Source organism: Streptomyces sp. NPDC014734, assembly GCF_043083325.1.
Lineage (GTDB): Bacteria > Actinomycetota > Actinomycetes > Streptomycetales > Streptomycetaceae > Streptomyces.
This window is the reverse complement of the sequence record NZ_JBIBYN010000027.1, coordinates 84,182-104,759: the sequence shown is the minus strand read 5'-3', so window position 1 is coordinate 104,759 and position 20,578 is coordinate 84,182. Positions and strand designations below refer to the sequence as shown.

17 protein-coding genes are annotated in these 20,578 nt (G+C 72.0%); 13 read left to right on the top strand and 4 right to left on the bottom strand.

Annotation, left to right across the window (positions count from 1 at the left end):
* The first annotated feature begins 192 nt into the window (after window positions 1–192).
* The 9 genes from ACF1CT_RS32090 to ACF1CT_RS32050 all read left to right on the top strand — a co-directional run bounded on the left by ACF1CT_RS32090 (window position 193) and on the right by ACF1CT_RS32050 (window position 9,406).
* A complete protein-coding gene (locus ACF1CT_RS32090; protein WP_391787512.1) occupies window positions 193–870 on the top strand; it encodes a two-component system response regulator in 678 nt (225 codons plus the stop codon).
* Window positions 871–1,174: 304 nt separating this feature from the next.
* On the top strand, window positions 1,175–3,943 hold the full coding sequence (locus tag ACF1CT_RS32085; protein WP_391787511.1) for a DNA translocase FtsK: 2,769 nt from the start codon (window positions 1,175–1,177) through the stop codon (window positions 3,941–3,943).
* A gap of 272 nt (window positions 3,944–4,215) precedes the next feature.
* On the top strand, window positions 4,216–5,016 hold the full coding sequence (locus ACF1CT_RS32080) for a helix-turn-helix domain-containing protein (protein ID WP_391787510.1): 801 nt from the start codon (window positions 4,216–4,218) through the stop codon (window positions 5,014–5,016).
* A 203-nt stretch (window positions 5,017–5,219) separates the two neighbouring features.
* A complete protein-coding gene (gene rimO, locus ACF1CT_RS32075; protein ID WP_391787509.1) occupies window positions 5,220–6,695 on the top strand; it encodes a 30S ribosomal protein S12 methylthiotransferase RimO in 1,476 nt (491 codons plus the stop codon).
* Complete coding sequence (pgsA, locus tag ACF1CT_RS32070) at window positions 6,692–7,396, top strand: CDP-diacylglycerol--glycerol-3-phosphate 3-phosphatidyltransferase (protein ID WP_391787508.1); 705 nt, start codon at window positions 6,692–6,694, stop codon at window positions 7,394–7,396. Before rimO ends, pgsA begins: the two co-directional genes overlap by 4 nt.
* A complete protein-coding gene (locus ACF1CT_RS32065) occupies window positions 7,393–7,902 on the top strand; it encodes a CinA family protein (protein WP_391787507.1) in 510 nt (169 codons plus the stop codon). The genes pgsA and ACF1CT_RS32065 overlap by 4 nt, the downstream gene beginning before the upstream one ends.
* A gap of 109 nt (window positions 7,903–8,011) precedes the next feature.
* Window positions 8,012–8,395 carry a helix-turn-helix transcriptional regulator gene (locus ACF1CT_RS32060; RefSeq protein WP_361450755.1) on the top strand — a complete coding sequence of 128 codons (384 nt, stop codon included), beginning with the start codon at window positions 8,012–8,014 and terminating at the stop codon, window positions 8,393–8,395.
* A gap of 222 nt (window positions 8,396–8,617) precedes the next feature.
* On the top strand, window positions 8,618–9,088 hold the full coding sequence (locus ACF1CT_RS32055) for a Dps family protein (protein WP_391787506.1): 471 nt from the start codon (window positions 8,618–8,620) through the stop codon (window positions 9,086–9,088).
* Window positions 9,089–9,214: 126 nt separating this feature from the next.
* Window positions 9,215–9,406, top strand: a complete 192-nt coding sequence (locus ACF1CT_RS32050) for a CsbD family protein (RefSeq protein WP_391787505.1) — start codon at window positions 9,215–9,217, stop codon at window positions 9,404–9,406.
* 773 nt (window positions 9,407–10,179) lie between these two features.
* On the opposite strand, the gene ACF1CT_RS32045 is transcribed toward ACF1CT_RS32050, so the two are convergent.
* The 3 genes from ACF1CT_RS32045 to ACF1CT_RS32035 form a co-directional block, all read right to left on the bottom strand.
* Entirely contained in the window at window positions 10,180–10,944 is a 765-nt protein-coding gene (locus tag ACF1CT_RS32045) for an SDR family NAD(P)-dependent oxidoreductase (RefSeq protein WP_391787504.1), read from the bottom strand.
* 138 nt (window positions 10,945–11,082) lie between these two features.
* On the bottom strand, window positions 11,083–11,922 hold the full coding sequence (locus tag ACF1CT_RS32040) for a DNA-formamidopyrimidine glycosylase family protein (protein WP_391787503.1): 840 nt from the start codon (window positions 11,920–11,922) through the stop codon (window positions 11,083–11,085).
* Between the two features lie 120 nt (window positions 11,923–12,042).
* The gene (locus ACF1CT_RS32035; protein ID WP_391787502.1) at window positions 12,043–16,737 is read right to left on the bottom strand and encodes a DEAD/DEAH box helicase; all 4,695 of its coding nucleotides are present in this window, start codon (window positions 16,735–16,737) and stop codon (window positions 12,043–12,045) included.
* Between the two features lie 81 nt (window positions 16,738–16,818).
* Here ACF1CT_RS32035 and ACF1CT_RS32030 point away from each other — a divergent pair, with 81 nt between their 5' ends.
* The 3 genes from ACF1CT_RS32030 to ACF1CT_RS32020 all read left to right on the top strand — a co-directional run bounded on the left by ACF1CT_RS32030 (window position 16,819) and on the right by ACF1CT_RS32020 (window position 18,951).
* Window positions 16,819–17,688: an AraC family transcriptional regulator gene (locus ACF1CT_RS32030; RefSeq protein ID WP_391787501.1), complete on the top strand. Its 870-nt coding sequence runs from the start codon at window positions 16,819–16,821 to the stop codon at window positions 17,686–17,688.
* 163 nt (window positions 17,689–17,851) lie between these two features.
* Window positions 17,852–18,637, top strand: coding sequence for an AzlC family ABC transporter permease (locus ACF1CT_RS32025; RefSeq protein WP_391787521.1), 786 nt, complete (start codon window positions 17,852–17,854; stop codon window positions 18,635–18,637).
* Window positions 18,634–18,951, top strand: a complete 318-nt coding sequence (locus tag ACF1CT_RS32020; RefSeq protein ID WP_391787500.1) for an AzlD domain-containing protein — start codon at window positions 18,634–18,636, stop codon at window positions 18,949–18,951. The genes ACF1CT_RS32025 and ACF1CT_RS32020 overlap by 4 nt, the downstream gene beginning before the upstream one ends.
* 259 nt (window positions 18,952–19,210) lie before the next feature.
* Here ACF1CT_RS32020 and ACF1CT_RS32015 read toward each other — a convergent pair whose 3' ends face one another.
* Entirely contained in the window at window positions 19,211–20,125 is a 915-nt protein-coding gene (locus tag ACF1CT_RS32015) for a hypothetical protein (protein WP_391787499.1), read from the bottom strand.
* A 79-nt stretch (window positions 20,126–20,204) separates the two neighbouring features.
* Between ACF1CT_RS32015 and ACF1CT_RS32010 the strand changes: the two genes are divergently transcribed.
* Complete coding sequence (locus ACF1CT_RS32010) at window positions 20,205–20,399, top strand: DUF3046 domain-containing protein (protein ID WP_391787498.1); 195 nt, start codon at window positions 20,205–20,207, stop codon at window positions 20,397–20,399.
* Window positions 20,400–20,578 lie beyond the last annotated feature (179 nt).

The window sequence follows — 20,578 nt, the reverse complement described above, 5'->3', positions numbered from 1 at the left end:
TGTGGGAGGGCCCCGTACGGGGAACCTTCCCGTTCTCTGCGACGTTTCCCTTGTGTGCACAGTGACATCACGGTGACAGGGTGTGGTGACGGGCGGGGTGCGGCTACCATGACCGGCACAAGGACGGACGGCGCAAGGGAGTCGTCCCCTGGGGCGGCGCCCGGTGCAATTCCGGGGCGAGGAGGACGGGCCATGGTCCAGAAGGCCAAGATCCTCCTGGTCGATGACCGGCCGGAGAATCTGCTGGCGCTGGAGGCCATCCTCTCTGCGCTCGATCAGACACTGGTGCGGGCATCGTCAGGGGAGGAAGCGCTCAAGGCGCTGCTCACGGACGACTTCGCGGTCATTCTGCTGGACGTCCAGATGCCGGGCATGGACGGTTTCGAAACCGCCGCGCACATCAAGCGACGGGAACGGACCCGGGACATCCCGATCATCTTTCTCACCGCGATCAACCACGGACCGCATCACACCTTCCGGGGATATGCGGCGGGCGCGGTGGACTACATCTCGAAGCCGTTCGACCCGTGGGTGCTGCGCGCCAAGGTCTCGGTCTTCGTCGAGCTGTACACGAAGAACTGCAAGCTGCGGGAACAAGCGGCCCTGCTGCGCCTCCAGCTGGAGGGCGACACCGACGGCGGCGCGGGCCACGAGAACGAACCGGCCGGGCTGCTTGCCGAGCTCTCGGCGCGGCTCGCCGCCGTCGAGGAACAGGCCGAGGCACTTTCCAAGCAGCTCGACGACGAGTCGGCGGATGCCGCCGCGGTGGCCACCGCCGCCCATCTGGAACGCAAGCTCACCGGTCTGCGCCGGGCGCTCGACGCGCTGGAGCCCGGTACCGGCAGCGGCGCGACCAGCCTTCCCTCGTAGCTGCACGCCTCGTAGCTGCACGGACGCCGGAGGCCGCGGGCCGACGGCCGCGCCGGGCCGTGACGGGGAAGGACCCACCGGCGCGATGCGGGTGCGCGTGATGACGTCGGGCCTGCCGACGGGCGGTTGCCCGGGACGCTTCCCAACTGCCGTGTGCCACCGGGCGCTCGATGGCCCGTGACGAGGCGTCGGCTCCTGCCGAGGCGTGAGAGCGCGTCAGTTTCCGGCCCACGCACAGCGACACGGTCGGGTGAAGCGGCAGGCACACGTGTTCACGGCTGTCGACACCGGTAACCTCGGAACCATGGCCTCACGTACGTCCGGCAAGGGTTCCCAGGGCACGGCGGGCACCGCGAAGCGCGTCGGCCGTACCGCGGGGCCCGCCAAGAAGAGCGCACCGGCGAAGAAAGCCGCGCCCGCGAGAAAGCCCGCCGCGAAGAAGTCCGCGCCGTCCAGGAAGGCACCGGCCAAGAAGGCGGCCGCCCCCCGGCCGGCGCCGTCACCCACCGGCGGTGTCTACCGTCTGGTGCGCGCGCTCTGGCTCGGCGCCGCCCACGCCGTCGGCGCCGTGTTCCGCGGCGTGGGGCGCGGTGCCAAGGGACTCGATCCCGCACACCGCAAGGACGGCGTCGCGCTCCTGCTGCTGGGCCTCGCGCTGATCGTCGCCGCGGGCACCTGGTCGAACCTGCGCGGCCCCGTCGGCGACCTCGTCGAGATGCTCGTCACCGGAGCCTTCGGACGGCTCGACCTGCTCGTACCGATACTGCTCGGTGCCGTCGCGGTGCGGCTGATCCGCCACCCGGAGCGTCCCGAGGCCAACGGCCGCATCGTCATCGGTCTCTCCGCACTGGTCGTCGGCGTGCTCGGACAGGTCCACATCGCGTGCGGATCGCCCGGGCGGGGCGACGGCACCACGGCCATGCAGGACGCGGGCGGCCTGATCGGCTGGGCGGCCTCCAAACCGCTGATCTACACGATGGGCGAGGTCCTGGCCGTCCCGCTGCTCCTGCTGCTCACCGTCTTCGGACTGCTCGTCGTCACCGCCACCCCGGTCAACGCCATTCCGCAACGGCTGCGGCTGCTCGGCACCAAGCTCGGCATTCTCGACCCCCCCTACGATCCGGAGGAGGACCAGGAGAACGACGACGAGCGCTACGAGGAACAGTGGCGCGAGGCACTGCCCGCCCGTTCCCGTCGCTCCCCGGCGCGACGCGCCGAGGCGGAGGACCACGACCCCGAACAGGCGGAGGCCGAGGCGCTCGCCGGGCGCCGACGGTCTCGCAGGCCCGCCGGGCAGAACCGCGCCATGGACGCGGTGGACGTCGCCGCCGCGGCGGCCGCGGCGCTCGACGGGGCCGTGCTCAACGGCATGCCCCCCTCGCCGATCGTCGCCGACCTCACCCAGGGCGTCACCGCCGAACGCGAACGCCCGGACACACCGGTGCCGGGCGCCAGGGCTGGCGACGGCGGGCGGAAACCGGGCAAGGGGGCAGCGCCGACGGGCGGCGTGCCCGACCTGACGAAGCCCGCGCCCGACCGTTCGCAGTCCGAGCCCCTGCCCGCCCGTGCCGAACAGTTGCAGCTGTCCGGTGACATCACCTACGCGCTGCCCTCGCTCGACCTGCTGGAACGCGGCGGACCCGGCAAGACCCGCAGTGCCGCCAACGACACGATCGTGGCAGCCCTGACCAACGTGTTCACCGAGTTCAAGGTCGACGCCGCCGTCACGGGCTTCACCCGCGGGCCGACGGTCACCCGCTACGAGGTGGAGCTCGGCCCCGCCGTGAAGGTCGAGCGGATCACCGCGCTCGCCAAGAACATCGCGTACGCCGTCGCCAGTCCCGACGTCCGGATCATCTCCCCGATCCCGGGGAAGTCGGCGGTGGGCATCGAGATCCCCAACACCGACCGCGAGATGGTGAACGTCGGTGACGTGCTGCGCCTCGCGGACGCCGCCGAGGACGATCACCCGATGCTGGTCGCGCTCGGCAAGGACGTCGAGGGCGGCTATGTGATGGCCAACCTGGCGAAGATGCCGCACGTGCTGGTGGCCGGTGCGACCGGGTCCGGCAAGTCGTCCTGCATCAACTGTCTGATCACCTCGATCATGGTGCGGGCGACCCCGGAGGACGTGCGGATGGTGCTGGTCGACCCGAAACGGGTCGAGCTCACCGCGTACGAGGGCATCCCGCACCTGATCACGCCGATCATCACCAACCCCAAGCGCGCCGCCGAGGCCCTCCAGTGGGTGGTGCGGGAGATGGACCTCCGGTACGACGACCTCGCCGCCTTCGGCTACCGGCACATCGACGACTTCAACCAGGCAGTGCGCAGCGGCAAGGTCAAGCCGCCGCCGGGCAGCGAGCGGGAGCTCTCGCCGTACCCGTACCTGCTGGTGATCGTCGACGAGCTCGCCGACCTGATGATGGTCGCCCCGCGCGACGTGGAGGACGCCATCGTCCGCATCACCCAACTGGCCCGCGCCGCCGGAATCCACCTGGTGCTCGCCACCCAGCGGCCCTCGGTCGACGTCGTCACGGGTCTGATCAAGGCCAACGTGCCCTCCCGCCTCGCCTTCGCGACCTCGTCGCTGGCCGACAGCCGGGTCATCCTGGACCAGCCCGGCGCCGAGAAGCTCATCGGCAAGGGTGACGGGCTGTTCCTGCCGATGGGGGCCAACAAGCCCACCCGTATGCAGGGCGCCTTCGTCACCGAGGACGAGGTCGCGGCCGTCGTCCAGCACTGCAAGGATCAGATGGCGCCGGTCTTCCGCGACGACGTGGTGGTCGGCACCGCCAAGAAGAAGGAGATCGACGAGGACATCGGTGACGACCTGGACCTGCTCTGCCAGGCGGCCGAGCTCGTCGTTTCCACCCAGTTCGGGTCCACCTCGATGCTCCAGCGCAAGCTGCGGGTCGGGTTCGCCAAGGCGGGCCGGCTGATGGACCTGATGGAGTCGCGGAACATCGTCGGGCCCAGCGAGGGCTCCAAGGCGCGCGACGTCCTGGTGAAACCGGACGAGCTGGATGGGGTGTTGGCAGTCATCCGCGGGGAAGACGCCCCTGGGACATAGCCGGGGCCGTGCTTTCGCGCCACCGCCCGGCCCCGGTCGTACGACGCCGGTGCGAGGACACGTCCCGGGTGAAGTCCGGGCAACCGTTTCGCCGGGTCGTACGTCAAGTTGAAGGGAGGAGCGGCAGGATGGTCCTTCCCGGGGCGGCCCGGCCCATCGGACAGTGTTCGATTCCGATGGCGTACAAAGTCCTTCCTCCCGGTTGCCCCACCCTTTCGTACCCCCCCTAGACTGAACACCCAGCAGGTGGCTCACGCTCGAAAGGCGCCCCCGTGTCCATCGGCAACTCCCCCGAAGACGACCGGCCCTTGATCGGTCGAGTGCTTCAGCAGGCTCGTATCGCCGCAGGTCTCACGGTCGAAGAGATCAGTACATCCACGCGGGTGCGCATTCCCATCGTGCACGCGATCGAAGAGGACGACTTCTCCCGCTGCGGCGGCGACGTCTACGCGCGCGGGCACATCCGTATGCTGGCACGCGCCGTCCACATCGATCCGGAACCGCTGGTCGCGCAGTACGACGCCGAGCACGGCGGCCGTCCCGCGCCCACGTCCGCGGCCCCGCTGTTCGAGGCCGAGCGCATCCGTTCCGATCCCCGTCGCCCCAACTGGACGGCCGCCATGGTGGCCGCGATCGTGGCCGTCGTCGGTTTCGTCGGCTTCACGTTCCTCAGGAGCGGCGACGACGCACCCACCACCACACAGGTCGCGGAGGGCCCCAAGGCCAACACGCAGAGTCCCGAGCCCAAGCCCACCAAGCCCGCCGACCCCAAGCCGGACCCCACCGACGGCGCCATCGCCGCGGCCCCCCGGGACAAGGTGACGGTGAAGCTCAGCGCGAACGACGGCAAGAGCTGGATCTCCGCCAAGGACCACAACGGGCGACAGCTCTTCGACGGTCTGCTGCTGCAGGGCCAGTCCAAGACCTTCCAGGACCAGGAGCGGATCGACCTCGTCCTCGGTGACGCCGGGGCCATCGAGCTGTTCGTCAATGGCAAGAAGGTCGAGGACACGTTCCAGCCGGGCCAGGTCGAGCGGCTCTCGTACACGAAGGGCGATCCGTCGGTCGGCTGACGTCGGCACGAGCCGGCCGCGCGGCGCGCTGTGCGCCGGGCGGCCGGCAGACGTTTTGCGAGGTGACGGCAGCCGTGCCCCGGTGGTGACGGCGAGGCGGCGAGCGCACGGCAATCCTGCCGGCGCCCGCCGCTTTCGTCACTGGGCGTAACGAGGGAACCTGCACGGCAGAGCGGCTGCCGGGACAAAGTAGTCTTGAGCCCATGCCCGAACGCCGTACCGTCGCCCTTGTCACTCTCGGCTGCGCCCGTAACGAGGTGGACTCGGAGGAGCTCGCAGGCCGCTTGGCAGCGGACGGCTGGGAGCTCGTCGAGGACGCCTCCGACGCGGATGTCGCCGTTGTCAACACCTGTGGATTCGTCGAGGCCGCCAAGAAGGACTCCGTCGACGCCCTGCTCGAAGCCAATGACCTGAAGGACCACGGCAGGACCCAGGCGGTCGTCGCCGTCGGCTGCATGGCCGAGCGCTACGGCAAGGACCTCGCCGAGGCCCTGCCCGAGGCGGACGGGGTGCTCGGATTCGACGACTACGCCGACATCTCCGACCGTCTGCAGACCATCCTCAGCGGTGGCGTCCACGCCTCGCACACCCCGCGCGACCGCCGCAAGCTCCTGCCCATCAGCCCCGCCGAGCGGCAGGACGCCGCGGTGGCCCTGCCGGGGCACGCCCAGCAGACCGAGCCGGTGCCCGCACCGGACGACCTCCCCGAGGGCGTCGCCCCGGTCTCGGGACCGCGGGCGCCCCTGCGCCGTCGGCTGGGCACCAGCCCCGTCGCCTCGGTGAAGCTCGCCTCCGGCTGCGACCGCCGCTGCTCGTTCTGCGCCATCCCGTCCTTCCGCGGCTCCTTCATCTCGCGGCGCCCGTCGGACGTGCTGGGCGAGACCCGCTGGCTGGCCGGGCAGGGGGTCAAGGAGGTCATGCTGGTCTCCGAGAACAACACCTCGTACGGCAAGGACCTCGGCGACATCCGGCTGCTGGAGACGCTGCTGCCGGAACTCGCGGAGGTGGACGGGATCGAGCGGATCCGGGTCAGCTATCTGCAGCCCGCGGAGATGCGGCCGGGCCTCATCGACGTGCTGACCTCGACCCCGAAGGTCGCCCCGTACTTCGACCTGTCCTTCCAGCACTCGGCCCCCGGGGTGCTGCGGGCGATGCGCCGCTTCGGTGACACCGACCGCTTCCTGGAACTGCTGGAAACCATCCGGGGCAAGGCACCGCAGGCCGGTGCCCGCTCCAACTTCATCGTCGGCTTCCCCGGCGAGACCGAGGCCGACGTGGCGGAGCTGGAACGCTTCCTCACCGGTGCCCGGCTCGATGCCATCGGCGTGTTCGGCTACTCCGACGAGGAGGGCACCGAGGCGGCCGGCTACGAGGACAAGCTCGACGCCGATGTCGTCGCGGAACGCCTCGCGCACATCTCGCGGCTTGCCGAGGAGCTGACCTCGCAGCGGGCCGAGGAGCGCCTCGGCGAGACCCTCCAGGTGCTTGTCGAGTCCGTGGACGACGAGGACGGCGCGGTGGGGCGTGCGGCGCACCAGGCACCCGAGACGGATGGCCAGGTGCTCTTCACCGCACGCGAGGGCCTCGTGCCCGGCCTTATGGTCGAAGCAAAGGTCGTGGGTACCGAAGGAGTGGACCTGGTGGCCGAGTGTTCCGAACTCATGGAGGCGGCCAGATGACGGGAGTCCCGGCATCCGCGGCAGGCGGCTCCGGCGCGAAGCCGGTCCGCGGCGGCAAGCTGGGCAGCGCGGCCGTCAATCAGGCCAGTCTGTGGAACGTCGCCAATCTGCTCACGATGCTGCGGCTGGTGCTGGTGCCCGGCTTCGTGCTGTTGCTGCTGCACAACGGCGGTTACGACCCGGCCTGGCGGTCCTTTGCCTGGGCGGCGTTCGCCATTGCCATGATCACCGACCTGTTCGACGGGCATCTCGCACGTACGTACAACCTTGTCACCGATTTCGGTAAGATCGCCGACCCGATCGCGGACAAGGCGATCATGGGCGCGGCGCTCATCTGCCTGTCGTATCTGGGGGACCTTCCCTGGTGGGTCACCGGCGTGATCCTCTTCCGCGAGATCGGCATCACGCTGATGCGGTTCTGGGTGATACGGCACGGGGTCATTCCGGCCAGCCGTGGCGGGAAGATGAAGACCCTGGCGCAGGGAACGGCCGTCGGCATGTACGTCCTGGCGCTCACCGGTCCGCTCGCCACCTTCCGGTTCTGGGTGATGGCGGTGGCCGTCGTGCTGACCGTCGTCACCGGACTCGACTACGTACGCCAGGCCGTCGTGCTGCGGCGCGGGGGGCTCGCGGCCGAGGAGTCCGGCGCCGGAACCGCTGTCGAGCAGGGCGCGCGGGGGTCGGCGGGGGCGGAGCGGTGACCGACGCGGCCCGGGTGCTGGAACTGCTCGTGACCCGTGGCGAGACCCTCGCCGTCGCCGAGTCGCTGACCGGCGGTCTGGTCGCGGCGGAACTGACGTCCGTGCCGGGTGCCTCGCGTTCCTTCCTCGGGTCCGTGACGGCCTACGCGACGCCCCTGAAACGAGAATTGCTCGGTGTGGACGGTGCTCTCCTGGCGGAACGGGGCGCGGTCGACCCGGAGGTCGTACGGCAGATGGCGACAGGCGTCCGCCGGCTTCTCGGAGCGGACTGGGCAGTGGCCACCACCGGTGTCGCGGGTCCCGATCCCCAGGACGGGAACCCCGTCGGCACGGTCTTCGTGGCGGTCGCCGGGCCGGACGGCGCGGAATGCACGGCGGCACTGCGATTGAACGGCGGACGTACGGACATCCGTAAAGAGAGCGTCCGGAACGTTCTCGCACTGCTTTCCGACGAACTCCGCAAGAATGCAAGCGCACAGGATACGGAACAGAACGGGGGGAATTGATGTTTGCAGCCCTGAGTGAACACGACATCGCTCCCCGCACGGCCGCGGCGCAAGGCGGTACGGTGGGGCGTGAAGGATGCGGCTACGCGGTCCGAGGAGGGAGCCACCGATGATTCTGCTCCGTCGCCTGCTTGGTGACGTGCTGCGTCGGCAGCGCCAGCGCCAAGGCCGTACTCTGCGCGAAGTCTCCTCGTCCGCCCGAGTCTCGCTCGGCTATCTCTCCGAGGTGGAGCGGGGGCAGAAGGAGGCATCCTCCGAACTGCTCTCCGCCATTTGCGACGCGCTTGACGTACGGATGTCCGAGCTCATGCGTGAAGTGAGCGATGAGCTGTCGCTGGCCGAACTGGCCGAGTCGGCGGCAGTCGGCGATCCGGTACCCGTGCCGGTGCGCCCGATGCTCAATTCCGTCTCCGTGACGTCGGTGGCGGGTGTGCCGACGGGTCGGGTGACCATCAAGGCGCCCGCGGAAGCGGTGGATGTCGTCGCCGCCTGATCGTGCGGTCCGGTGTCCGGTGGGAAGCCCCGGTCGGCCCCTTTCGCGGGGCGGCCGGGGCTTTTCCGTGTCCGGGGGCCTGTGGTGGGGATCTGCGCGGGAGCGTGGGGCTTCCGGGGCGGACCCGGATCGCTTGAGATGATTTCTCCCCGAATGACCATTTCGGTTGGTCTGTGCCATCGTGGTGGGTGTTGGGCGGAAGGCATCAGATCGGAGAAGCGCATGTCCGTGGTGAAGAGTCCGCTGTCCGAGGCCGACCTGAAGGTCGTGGGAGACGCGCTGCAGGGTGCTCTGGTGGACTTGGTCGATCTGTCCCTGGTGGCCAAGCAGGTGCACTGGAACGTGGTCGGGCCGCGGTTCCGCTCCGTGCATCTGCAACTCGACGAGGTCGTCGACACCGCACGTCGGCACTCCGACGAGGTCGCGGAACGGGCCGCCGCCCTCGGCGTCAATCCGGACGGGCGGTCGGGGACGGTGGCGAGGGCCACGGCCATCGAGTCCGTACCCGGCGGCTGGATCGCGGACGTGGACGCGGTGGAGGCCCTGGTGGGCGCCCTCGGTGTGGTGATCGGCCGCATGCGGGAACGGATCGAGAAGACCGAGGCCCCCGATCCGGTCAGTCAGGACCTGCTCATCGGTCTGACCGCCGACCTCGAAAAGCACGCCTGGATGTTCCAGGCGGAGCAGGCGTGACGGCGGACATCCGACGCTCTCGAAGCACGGGTGTGTCCCGTTCGCCGTTCGTCCCGTCGGACAGCCGCGTAGGACCGGTCCCGAAGGGCGCGGCGCGGTCGTTCAACCTCATCCGAAGGAGTCGAAATGGCTGACGAAGGTGCCAAGGACAAGATGAAGGGCAAGGCCAAGGAGGCCCTGGGCAAGATGACCGGCGACCGCCGCAAGGAGGCCGAGGGCAGGACGGACCAGGCCAAGGGGCGGACGAAGGGCGCCGCCGGCGATGCCCGGGAGCGTGCGAAGGGAATCAAGGACTCCCTCCGCCGCGACGAGTCCTGACCGCGCCCGCCGAGCCCCCACCCCACACCGGTGGGGGCTCATGGGTGGTGCGGTGCGTCCGGGACGCCGTGCCGGACGCGGTCGTGGTGGGGGCTCGCCCTGGATGCGGTCGTGGCGTGGGCGCGGCGGACCGCGGGGGGACGGGGGACGGCCACCCGGGTCGCCCGGGGGCCTCATGAGGCCGGACCTCGCGCCGGAGACCGCCGGGCCGAGACCTTGCCGGCCGCCGCGGGGGCACGATCCCGCACAGCGCGTTCCGGCCCGCACGACACGCTCGGGGGAGTTCCGGGCGCGAGCGCACAAGGCTCCACGGCCGAGTACCGCGCGCTGGTGGTGCTCCGGTGCGCCCTCCCGGCGGGCGAGCACGCCGGACTACGTTCGGCCGGAGGAGGAGGCAGCCATGGTACGGCGATGGGTACCGGCGCTCGTTCTCGGCGGGGTCTGGTGGTGGGCCGTGCTGCGGCTGGTGCTGGAACCGGCCCATGCGGGGCTCGTCGAGGGCGCGGTGGCGGCCGGCGGGTGGGGATTGAGCCTGCTGCCCGTGCATGCCGCCGCGGCGACACGGCAGGCGGGAGCGGGCGCATCGCACATGCCGGTGGACCGGTGGTCCGGGTTTCGGGCGGGGTGCGTGGACTGGTGGTCCGGGATCGGGGCGCGTTGTGCCGCTTGGTGGTCGGGGGGCGGGACGGGTGATGCTGCCGGGCCGCTGGGGACGGGTGGTGCGGCCGGGTGGGCGGGGGCTCTCCGGCGGCGTGCCGCCATGGTCAGGCGTGTTACCAGGGCATGGTTGCGCCCCCGTTCGGACGAAGGATCTGACCGGTCATGAACGCCGACGCGTCGGAGGCGAGGTGGAGCACGGTATGGGCGACGTCCTCGGGGCGGCCGACTCTTCCCAGGGGTGACATCCGTGCCATGGCGGTCTCCGCCCGGTGCTGCCGTTCCGCGTCGTGGCGGGCGGTCATGGGGGTGCGGATCCAGCCCGGGGCGACGGCGTTGACCCGGATGGATCGTGGCCCCAGTTCGGTAGCGAGGGTTCTCGTCAACTGGACAACCGCCGCCTTCGCCGCGCTGTAGCACAGCAGCCCGGGACTCGCGGCGTCGACGGCTCCCGAGGCCATCGTGATCAGCGAACCCGGCACGCCGCGCGCGATCATGCTGCGGGCCACTTCCTGACATGCGTACAGAACGCCCTTGAAGTTGACGGAGAGAACGCGATCGAGGTCGTCGTCCGAGGTCTCCAGAACGCTGCTGGTATGCATGATCCCGGCCACCGCCGCCAGGATGTCGATATCGCCCGCGTTGGCCACGGCCGCTCCGACCTGGCTGCGGTCGGTGACGTCCAGGGGATGGACGTGGGCCGTGCCGCCCGCTCCCGCGATCAGTTCCCGGGTCTCCAGCAGGCCGTGCTCGTCACGGTCCGCGCAGTGCACGGTGGCGCCCGCTGCCGCGAGGAGGGCGGCGCTCGCCCGGCCGATGCCGCTCGCCGCGCCGGTGACGAAGGCGGAGCGGCCCGTGAGGTCGTACCCGGTGAGGGTCATGAACGGACGGTACGACCTGATCTGACGGAGCGTCAATTGGTGGGTGACGGGGAGAACAGGCGGCCCGTGTGCGGCGGCCGGCAGTGTGGGTGCTGTGTTCCGGGGCACCGGCCGCTCGGCACGGTGGCTCGACGGCGATTACCCGACGTACCCGGGCGTGGGGCCGGTCTGGCATCGCGGACACCAGTAGGTGGGGCGGGCGTCCTGGTCGGCCGCGCGAATCGGCGTGCCGCAACGCAGACAGGGGCGACCGGCCCTGCCGTAGACCCAGAGCCGTTCGTTCGCGCCGTACCGGAGGGGTGCGGCGCCCGGGCGCGCGGGCCGGTTCGCGCCCGTCGTGGTCATGCGCACGGGGCGGTCGCGGTTGGCATCGAGGAGTTGTCCGGCCGTGGTGACGAGACGGGCCGCGGTGGGGGAGGCCAGGTCACCGACCGGGAGCCAGGGGGTGGCGCGGGCGAGGAAGCAGAGCTCGGCCTTGTAAATGTTGCCGATTCCGGCCAGATTGCGCTGGTCCAGGAGGGCTTCGCCGAGCGGTCGGGAAGGGTCGCGGAGCAGGTTGCGCAGGGCGGTGCCGGGATCCCAGTCGGGGCCCAGGAGATCGGGGCCGAGATGGCCTACCGCTCGTGCCTCCTCGCGCGTGCGGAGGAGTTCGAGGACCGGGAGCCGGTAGCCGACGGCCGTGTGGGCCGTGTTGCCGAGCACGGCGCGGATCTGATGGGCGGGACCGCCCCGCCAGCGCTCGCCCGGGGCGTAGACCCGCCAGGCACCGTCCATCCGCAGATGGCTGTGGAGGGTGAGGCCGCCCTCCAGGCGGGTGAGGAGATGCTTGCCGCGCGACGTGACGTCCAGCACCGTCCGTCCGGTCAGGTCGGCCGTGGCGAACCGGGGGACGCGCAGGTCGCAGTGGGTGAGGACGCGGTCGGCGAGCGCGGCGCGCAGACGGGACGCGGTCTGCAGGACGGTGTCTCCTTCGGGCATGTCTCCATGATGCGACGTGCACACCGCGGTCGGGGCACGGGACGGTGCGGGGCATCGGGCGTGCGGGGCTGTACGGGGCACGGGAGGGACCGGGAGGCGCCGGGGCGGGCCCGGAAGGGGTCAGGCGCGGAGCCGGAGTCCCCGCGGCGTGGCCAGGAATCCGGCCGCCTCCAGGGCGCGCCCGAGCGGCGACGTCAGGGACGGGGCCCCGTTGGCGCGCTCCACCGTGACCGTGCCGAGCGCACCCGCGCGGGCGGCCGCCGCCAGCGCCCCGGCCGCCGCGGCGAGTGCCGGGTCCTCCGGGTCGGTGGGCCAGATCAAGAGTGTCTTGCCGCCACGCTCCATGTACATCGCCAGTTCGCCGTCGACCAGCACCACCAGGGCTCCCGCCTTGCGTCCCGGCTTGTGCCCGGCGCCGTCCGGCGGCTCCGGCCAGGGCAGCGCCGCTCCGTACGCGTTGGCCGGATCCGCCGCCGCGAGCACCAGGGCGCGGGACGCGGCACCCGGTTCCGCACGGTCGCGAGCGGTGGACGCGGCGCGTAGCCGGTCGACCGCGCCGTCCATCGCGAACTGGGCCGCGCCCAGCCCTTCGACCACGTAGCCGCGCCGCGCCTGCCCGTTGTCCTCGAACACGGAGAGGACGCGGTACGCGGCGGAGAAACCGCCCTCGATGCCCTCGGCCTGCACCGCGCCGCGCGTCACGACCCCATGGCGGTCGAGGAGTGTGCGCGCCAGCGCGTGTGCGCGGCGGGTCGGGTCGGGCTCGACCATGGGCAGCAGGGACCAGCGGCCCGACACGGTGGGCGGGCCGGTGCGGGACGTCGGCCGGGCGGAGGCGGTGAGCGAGCCGTAACGCCCGCGGGGGACGTTCCGTCGGGCGCGGTGGGCGGTCGACCCCGCCGTCCTGCCGGATCCGAGGAGCGCCCGCAGCGGGGCCAGTGTGTCGTTGGTGAGCCGGCCCGACCACGCAAGATCCCAGACGGCGTCGGCGAGTTGTGGATCGGTGCAGTCCGGATGCGTGGTGGCACGGATCCGGTCGGCGATCTGCCGGAAGAACAGGCCGTACCCGCCGCTCAGGGCCGCCAGGACCGATTCGTGCAGCGCGGTGAGTTCGAGCGGGTGCGGGGGCGGGAGGAGCAGCGGCGCGCTGTCGGCGGGGTGGAGCGACAGCCATCCGTCCTTGCCGGGCAGTGCCCCGGCCCCGGCCCAGACGACCTCACCGGTGGTCGTCAACTCGTCCAGCAGCGCCGGGGTGTAACCGGTCACCCGGCTCGGAAGAATCAGCTTCTCCAGGGCCGACGCCGGGACCGGCGCACCCTGCAACTGTTCGATGGCACGGGCCAGTCCGTCGATTCCGCGCAGACTGTTGTCGCCCAGGTGCTGCCACTGCGGGAGGAAACCGGCGAGCGCGGCGGGCGGGACCGGTTCCAGCTCGTGACGGAGCGCGGCGAGCGAGCGACGCCGCAACCGGCGCAGCACGGTGGCGTCGCACCACTCCTGACCGATACCGGCCGGGTGGAACTCGCCCTGGACGATCCGGCCGGTCGCGGCGAGACGTTGGAGCGCGCCGTCCGTGACCGCGGTGCCGAGACCGAAGCGGGCGGCGGCTCCCGCGGAGGTGAATGGGCCGTGGGTGCGGGCGTACCGGGCGAGGAGGTCGCCGAGGGGGTCCTTCACCGGTTCGGTGAAGGCCTCGGGGACACCGACCGGGAGGGCGGTCCCCAGGGCGTCGCGGAGCCGTCCCGCGTCCTCGACGGCCGCCCAGTGGTCCGTGCCGCCGATCCGGACCCGGATGGCCCGGCGGGCGGTCGACAGCTCCGTGGCCCACTCCGGGCGGGCGCCCCGTTCGGCCAGCTCGGGGACGGTGAGCGGGCCGAGGACCCGGAGCGCGTCGGCGACCCCTTCCACATCCTTGACCCGACGGTCCTCGGCCAGCCACTGGAGTTCCCGCTCCAGCTCGGTCAGGACGTCGGCGTCGAGCAACTCGCGCAGCTCCGCCTGTCCGAGCAGCTCCGCCAGCAGATGGGAGTCGAGGGAGAGCGCGGCCGCGCGCCGCTCGGCGAGCGGGGAGTCGCCCTCGTACAGGAACTGGGCGACGTAGCCGAACAGGAGCGAGCGGGCGAAGGGCGAGGGTTCCTGGGTGGTCACCTCGACAAGCCGGACCCGGCGTGCTTCGAGGTCGCCCATCAGCTCCGTCAGCCCGGGAACGTCGAAGACGTCCTGGAGGCATTCGCGGACCGCCTCCAGGACGATCGGGAACGATCCGAACTCGGAGGCGACCTGGAGCAGTTGCGCGGCGCGCTGGCGCTGCTGCCAGAGCGGGGTGCGCCTGCCGGGGCTGCGGCGCGGCAACAGCAGCGCACGGGCCGCGCACTCGCGGAACCGGGAGGCGAACAGCGCCGACCCCCCGACCTGGTCGGTGACGATCCCGCCGATCTCGCCCGGATCGAACGTCACATCCGCCGCGCCCACAGGAGGTTGACCGCCGTCGGAGGAGAGGTTCGGCGCGGGCGACGGGGGCCGGCCGGGGTCCTGCCCGGGATCGAAGTCCAGCAGGTCCAGGCCCATCAGGTCGGCGTCGGGCAGCCGCAGCACGATGCCGTCGTCGGCATGCATCACCTGCGCGTCCATGCCGTACCGCTCGGCGAGTCGGGCGCTCAGCGCCAGCGCCCACGGGGCGTGGACCTGCGCCCCGAACGGGGAGTGGATCACGACCCGCCAGTCTCCGAGCTCGTCGCGGAAGCGCTCCACGAGGACGGTCCGGTCGTCCGGCACATGACCGCAGGCGCGGCGCTGCTCGTCGATGTACGACAGGGTGTTGTCCGCCGCCCAGGCGTCGAGGCCGGCGTCGAGCAGGCGCCGACGCGCCTCCTCGTCCGGCATTCCGCCGATCTCCCGGAGGAACGCGCCCAGCGCGCGCCCGAGCTCCAGCGGGCGGCCCAGCTGGTCGCCCTTCCAGAAGGGCAGCCGGCCGGGAACGCCGGGAGCGGGCGAGACCAGGACCCGGTCGCGGGTGATGTCCTCGATCCGCCAGGAGGTGGTGCCCAGCGTGAACACATCGCCGACCCGGGACTCGTACACCATCTCCTCGTCCAGCTCACCGACCCGGCCGCCGCCCTTCTTGGGGTCGGAGCCCGCGAGGAAGACTCCGAAGAGCCCGCGGTCCGGGATGGTGCCGCCGGAGGTCACGGCGAGCCGCTGGGCACCCGGGCGGCCCGTGACCGTACCGGCCACGCGGTCCCAGACCACACGCGGGCGCAGCTCGGCGAAGGCGTCGGACGGATAGCGGCCCGCCAGCATGTCCAGCACCGCGGTGAACGCCGACTCGGGCAGGGAGGCGAAGGGCGCGGCGCGGCGGATCACGGCCAGCAGATCGTCCACCCGCAGGGTGTCCAGGGCGACCATGGCGACGAGCTGCTGGGCGAGCACGTCCAGGGGGTTGGACGGGATGCGGAGCGCCTCGATGGAGCCCTCGCGCATCCGCTCGGTGACCACGGCCGCCTGCACCAGATCGCCCCGGTACTTCGGGAAGACCACGCCGGTGGAGACCGCGCCGACCTGGTGCCCGGCCCGGCCGACCCGTTGCAGACCGGAGGCGACCGAGGGCGGCGACTCCACCTGGATCACCAGATCCACCGCGCCCATGTCGATGCCCAGCTCCAGGCTGGAGGTGGCCACCACGGCCGGCAGCCGACCCGCCTTGAGGTCCTCCTCCACCTGGGCGCGCTGCTCCTTGGAGACCGAACCGTGGTGTGCGCGGGCGAGCAGGGCCGGAGCGCCCTTCGCGGCACCGGACTGGGCCATGATCTCGGCCGGGGAGTGCGCCTCCGGCAGGCGTGGGGCGGGGTCCTGATCGCCGGGCACGGTGCCGGTGGCGCGCTCGTACGCGATCTCGTTGAGCCGGTTGCACAGCCGTTCGGCGAGGCGGCGGGAGTTGGCGAAGACGATGGTGGAGCGGTGCTCCTGGACGAGATCGACGATGCGTTCCTCGACATGGGGCCAGATCGACGGCTTGTCCGCCCGGCCGCCCCCATCGGTGTCGGTGTCGGTGTCGGTGGCGGGGGAGCCGCCGAGCTCGCCCAGATCCTCGACCGGCACGACCACCGACAGGTCGAACCGCTTGGTGGAGGGCGGCTGGACGATCTCCACCCTCCGCCGCGGCGAGAGGAAGCGCGCCACCTCGTCGACCGGGCGGACCGTGGCCGACAGCCCGATCCGCCGGGCCGGCCGGGGAAGCAGCTCGTCGAGGCGCTCCAGGGACACGGCGAGGTGGGCGCCCCGCTTCGTGCCGGCCACGGCGTGCACTTCGTCGAGGATGATCGTCTCGACGCCCGACAGCGCCTCGCGGGCCGACGACGTCAGCATCAGGAACAGCGATTCGGGCGTGGTGATCAGGATGTCCGGCGGGCGGGTCGTCATCGAGCGGCGCTCGGCGGCCGGGGTGTCGCCGGAGCGGATTCCCACCCGGACCTCGGGCTCGGGAAGTCCGAGCCGTACCGACTCCTGGCGGATGCCGGTCAGCGGTGAGCGCAGATTGCGCTCGACGTCGACCGCCAGGGCCTTGAGCGGCGACACGTAGAGCACACGGCAGCGCTTCTTCGCCTCGGCCGGGGGCGGGGCGGACGCCAGCCCGTCCAGCGCGGCGAGGAACGCGGCCAGGGTCTTTCCGGAGCCGGTCGGCGCGACGACCAGTACGTCCGCCCCCTCGCCGATGGCGCGCCAGGCACCCTCCTGCGCGGCGGTGGGCGCGCTGAAGGCCCCCGCGAACCAGCCGCGGGTCGCGGGGGAGAACGAGTCGAGCACCGATCCGGCCATGTCCCCCATCGTGCACCCCGCCACTGACAACGGCCCCGAAGGCCACCGGCGAGAGCACCCCGCACCTGGGAGAATGCGTCCATGGCGGTGGTGCCGGAGCCGGGATCCGGGGAGTGGGCGAGGTACTGGCAGTACGCGGATCTGCCGGACCTCGATCTGCTGCGCGCCCGCTACGTGCGCCACACCTTTCCGCGCCACAGCCATGAGGGATACGTCCTCGGCACCATCACCCGGGGGGTGGAGGACGTCGGGCTGCCGGGTGGCACCGTCCACGCGGGCCCCGGCGTCGTCGTCATGATCAACCCCGAGGTGCCGCACACCGCCCGGGCAGGTGTCCCGGAGGGCTGGGTGTACGCCACGCTGTACCCCTCCGCGCAGGTGATCAATGACATCGCGGCCGAGACGACGAGTCTGCGCGGCACCGTCGGCTTCACCGAGACCGGTGTCGTGGACCCGCACGCGGCCCGGCTGATCGGTGAGGTCCACCGGGCCGCCGAGGAGGGCAACGCGCTCGCCGCGGACACCGTCCTGAGGGTCCTGGTCGCCCGCCTGCTCGGCCGGCACGGCGGTGTGCTGCCCGCCCGCGCGACCCATTCGGCCGGTGCCCGTGACGCGGCACGCGCCCGGGACGTGCTGGAGGGCAGAATGGTGCGGCCACCCACCCTGGAAGCACTGGCGACGGAACTCGGCACCAGCCCGTTCGCGCTGCTGAGGGCCTTCAAGAAGCAGTACGGGATGCCCCCGCACGCCTGGCTCACCGACGCCCGGGTGCGCGCCGCGCGCCGGATGCTCGACGCGGGGAGGTCGCCCGCGGAGACGGCCGCCGAGGTGGGCTTCACCGATCAGCCGCACCTCAACCGTCACTTCACCCGGATCGTGGGGGTACCGCCGGGCGCATACCAGCGCGAACGTGCAAGAACGTACAAGACCGGTCCCGACCTCGACACGTAGCGTCCCGGATGTGACAGAAGAGATATCGCCCGCGGAGTGCCGCGGCGAGGCGGCGGGAACGTGCGCCGACGGAGCCCTGATCGCACCGAACCGGCCGGACGCGCCCGGGGAGAAGCGGGACACGGCCGCCGCGACGGGGCGCACGACCCGCGGGAAGAAGGCTGTGGCCGGAGCGGAGGAGACCACGGCCGGAGCGAAGACGGACGTGGCAGGAGCGAAGACGGACGCTGCCGTCGTACGCGACGCGCTCGGGGTGGGGACGGCCGTCGGACTCTCCGGTTTCGCCTTCGGCGTGACCGCGGCCGGATCCGGCCTGAGTCTGCTGCAGACCTGTGTGCTCAGTCTCGCCGTCTTCACCGGCGCCTCGCAGTTCGCCCTCGTGGGCGCCCTCGCGGCGGGCGGCAATCCGTACACCGCGGCCGCCGGGGCCTTCTTCCTCGGCGTGCGCAACGCGTTCTACGGCCTGCGGCTCTCGCAGCTCCTCGCGCTCCCGCGCGCGCTGCGTCCGCTCGCCGCCCAGTGGGTCATCGACGAGACGACGGCCGTGACGTTGCCGCAGCCCACCCGGCGGGCCGCGCGGATCGGCTTCGCCGTCACCGGAGCGACCCTCTACGTGCTGTGGAACCTGACGACCCTGCTGGGCGCGCTCGGTGCCGACGCGCTCGGCGACACCGATGCCTGGGGCCTGGACGCGGCGTCTCCCGCGGTCTTCCTCGCCCTGCTCGCACCGATGCTGGCGAGCACGACGGAACGCGTCACCGCCGCCGTCGCGGTCCTGCTCGTCCTCGGGCTGCTGCCGGTTCTGCCCGCGGGCCTCCCCGTCCTGGTGTCCGCGCTCGCCGCACCCGTCGTCCTCTTCCTGAAGGGGCGCGGAAGGGAGACATCCTCCGGTCCGGCCGCGGCTGCGGCCTCGACGGCCTCGACGACCTCGACGGAGGCGGACCGATGAACGTATGGATCGCCATCGCACTGACCGCCGCCGGCTGCTACCTCGCCAAGCTGCTCGGGCTGCTGGTGCCCGCGGGCGCGCTGGAACGCCCGCTCGCGCGGCGGCTCGCCGTGCTCCTGCCGGTGGCGCTCCTCGCCGCGCTCACCGCACAGCAGACGTTTGGCGACGGGCAGCATCTGACCCTGGACGCCAGGGCCGCGGGGCTCGCCGCCGCGGCGCTCGCACTCGTCCTGCGCGCGCCCTTCCTCGTGGTGGTGGGAGCCGCCGTGCTCGTCACGGCTGTGGTGCGCGCTCTCGGGCCGGCCCTCTGGTGAGGCGCGGCCATTCATGGGGCCCGGCCCGGACGCTCCGGTTCCGGGCCGGGCCTCCCGCTCGTCCGCGACCGGCCCGGGCGCCCGACGCCCGCTCTCGGCAGGTGCCGGTGCCCTCCGGGCCGGGGCGGCAACGGTCCGGAGGGCACCGGCACCCGTTTCCCACCGGTACCCGTTCCGTGCCGGTACTCGCTTCCCGCGGGCGCCCGCGGCCCGCCGCGGCCCGCCGCGGTTCGGCGCCCACCGCGAGGGCCCCGCGGGCTCAGCCGATGTCGCGTCCGTGGGCCCGGAGGGTCAGGAGCGCCTTGAGGGTCACGAGGGGGCGGCCCTCCAGAGCCGTCCCCGGTGCCCACTGGCGCCAGTTCACCGGCCAGCCGCCGTCCGGCTGCTGCTCGGCCCGGAGATGGTCGAGCGAGCGCTCCAGTTCCTCGTCGGTGAACCAGGCGCGCGCGAGTGATTCGGGCGTGCGGGCGTAGTCGTACGGAAAGTGCTGTTCCCCCGGCGCATAACCCGCAGCCACCGGATACTCCGCGCGCCGTCCGGGATGCAGCACGACGAGCCGCTGTTCCCGGACCAGCCGCCCGAGCCGATCGGCAGCCGCCTCCGCACGGGCCCGGTCCGGAGCGCCGTCCAGAAACGCGATCGCCGCCTCGATCTCGTAGGGATGCGACCGGTCCAGGGCGTCGACCGCGGCCCAGCAGAAGTCGGTGGCCCGGAACAGCCAGGCGTGCCACACCGCGTTGCGGTGCAGGAGGCCGACGACGGGGCCGGTGGCCAGCAGCTCCGCGGGCGGGTCGTCGACGATCGGGATGAACGGTGCGGCCGGATAGCCGCGCTGCGTCGTCAACAACGCGGGCAGCGCCCCCTCCTTGGTCGACACATCGGTCAGGAAGCGGCAGATCCGCTCCACCCGCAGTCCGCCGCAGCGGTCGATGGAGTCGAGGACACTCAGGGCGTGCGCGGTGTGCAGCGGCTGACTGACGGGGCCACGCAGATCGGGTTCGAGCGCGTGCCCGTATCCGCCGTCCTCGTTGAGGTAGGCGGCGAGCGCGGTCTCCACGGCGTCGGCGCTCCCGTTCAGGAAGTGGTGGGCGAACCGCCGCTGTTCCAGGACACGGGCCGTGAGCCAGATGAACTGCTCGGCACGATTGAGGGGACTTGTTCCGGTTCCAGCCATGGACCGACCGTAGGACGGTAAGCGCTCTCGGCGAGCCGTAGCGGCCGGGCTGCACCCTCAGGAGCGGGATACTGAGGGCATGCGGTTGACGATTTTCTGGGAACGGATGGCGGACCACTTCGGCGCGGCGTACGCCGATTCCTTCGCGCGCGACCATGTGATGGCCGAACTCGGCGGACGGACGGTGCACCAGGCACTTGCCGCGGGCTGGGAGACGAAGGACGTCTGGCGCGGCGTCTGCTCGGCGGTCGGCATCCCCTCCGACCAGCGCTGACTCCGTTCCGTCAACGGCCGGACCCGTGATGTCGTCCGGGGCGGGCCATTGCCTGCCGCGGAGGTAGGCGAGACTGGAGCGGTGTCACCTGCAGACGAGACAGCCCAGATCCAGCCACCTCCCACTCAGCCCGCTCCGCCCGAACCGCCGACCGCGCCGTCCGGTACCCGCCCGGCCCG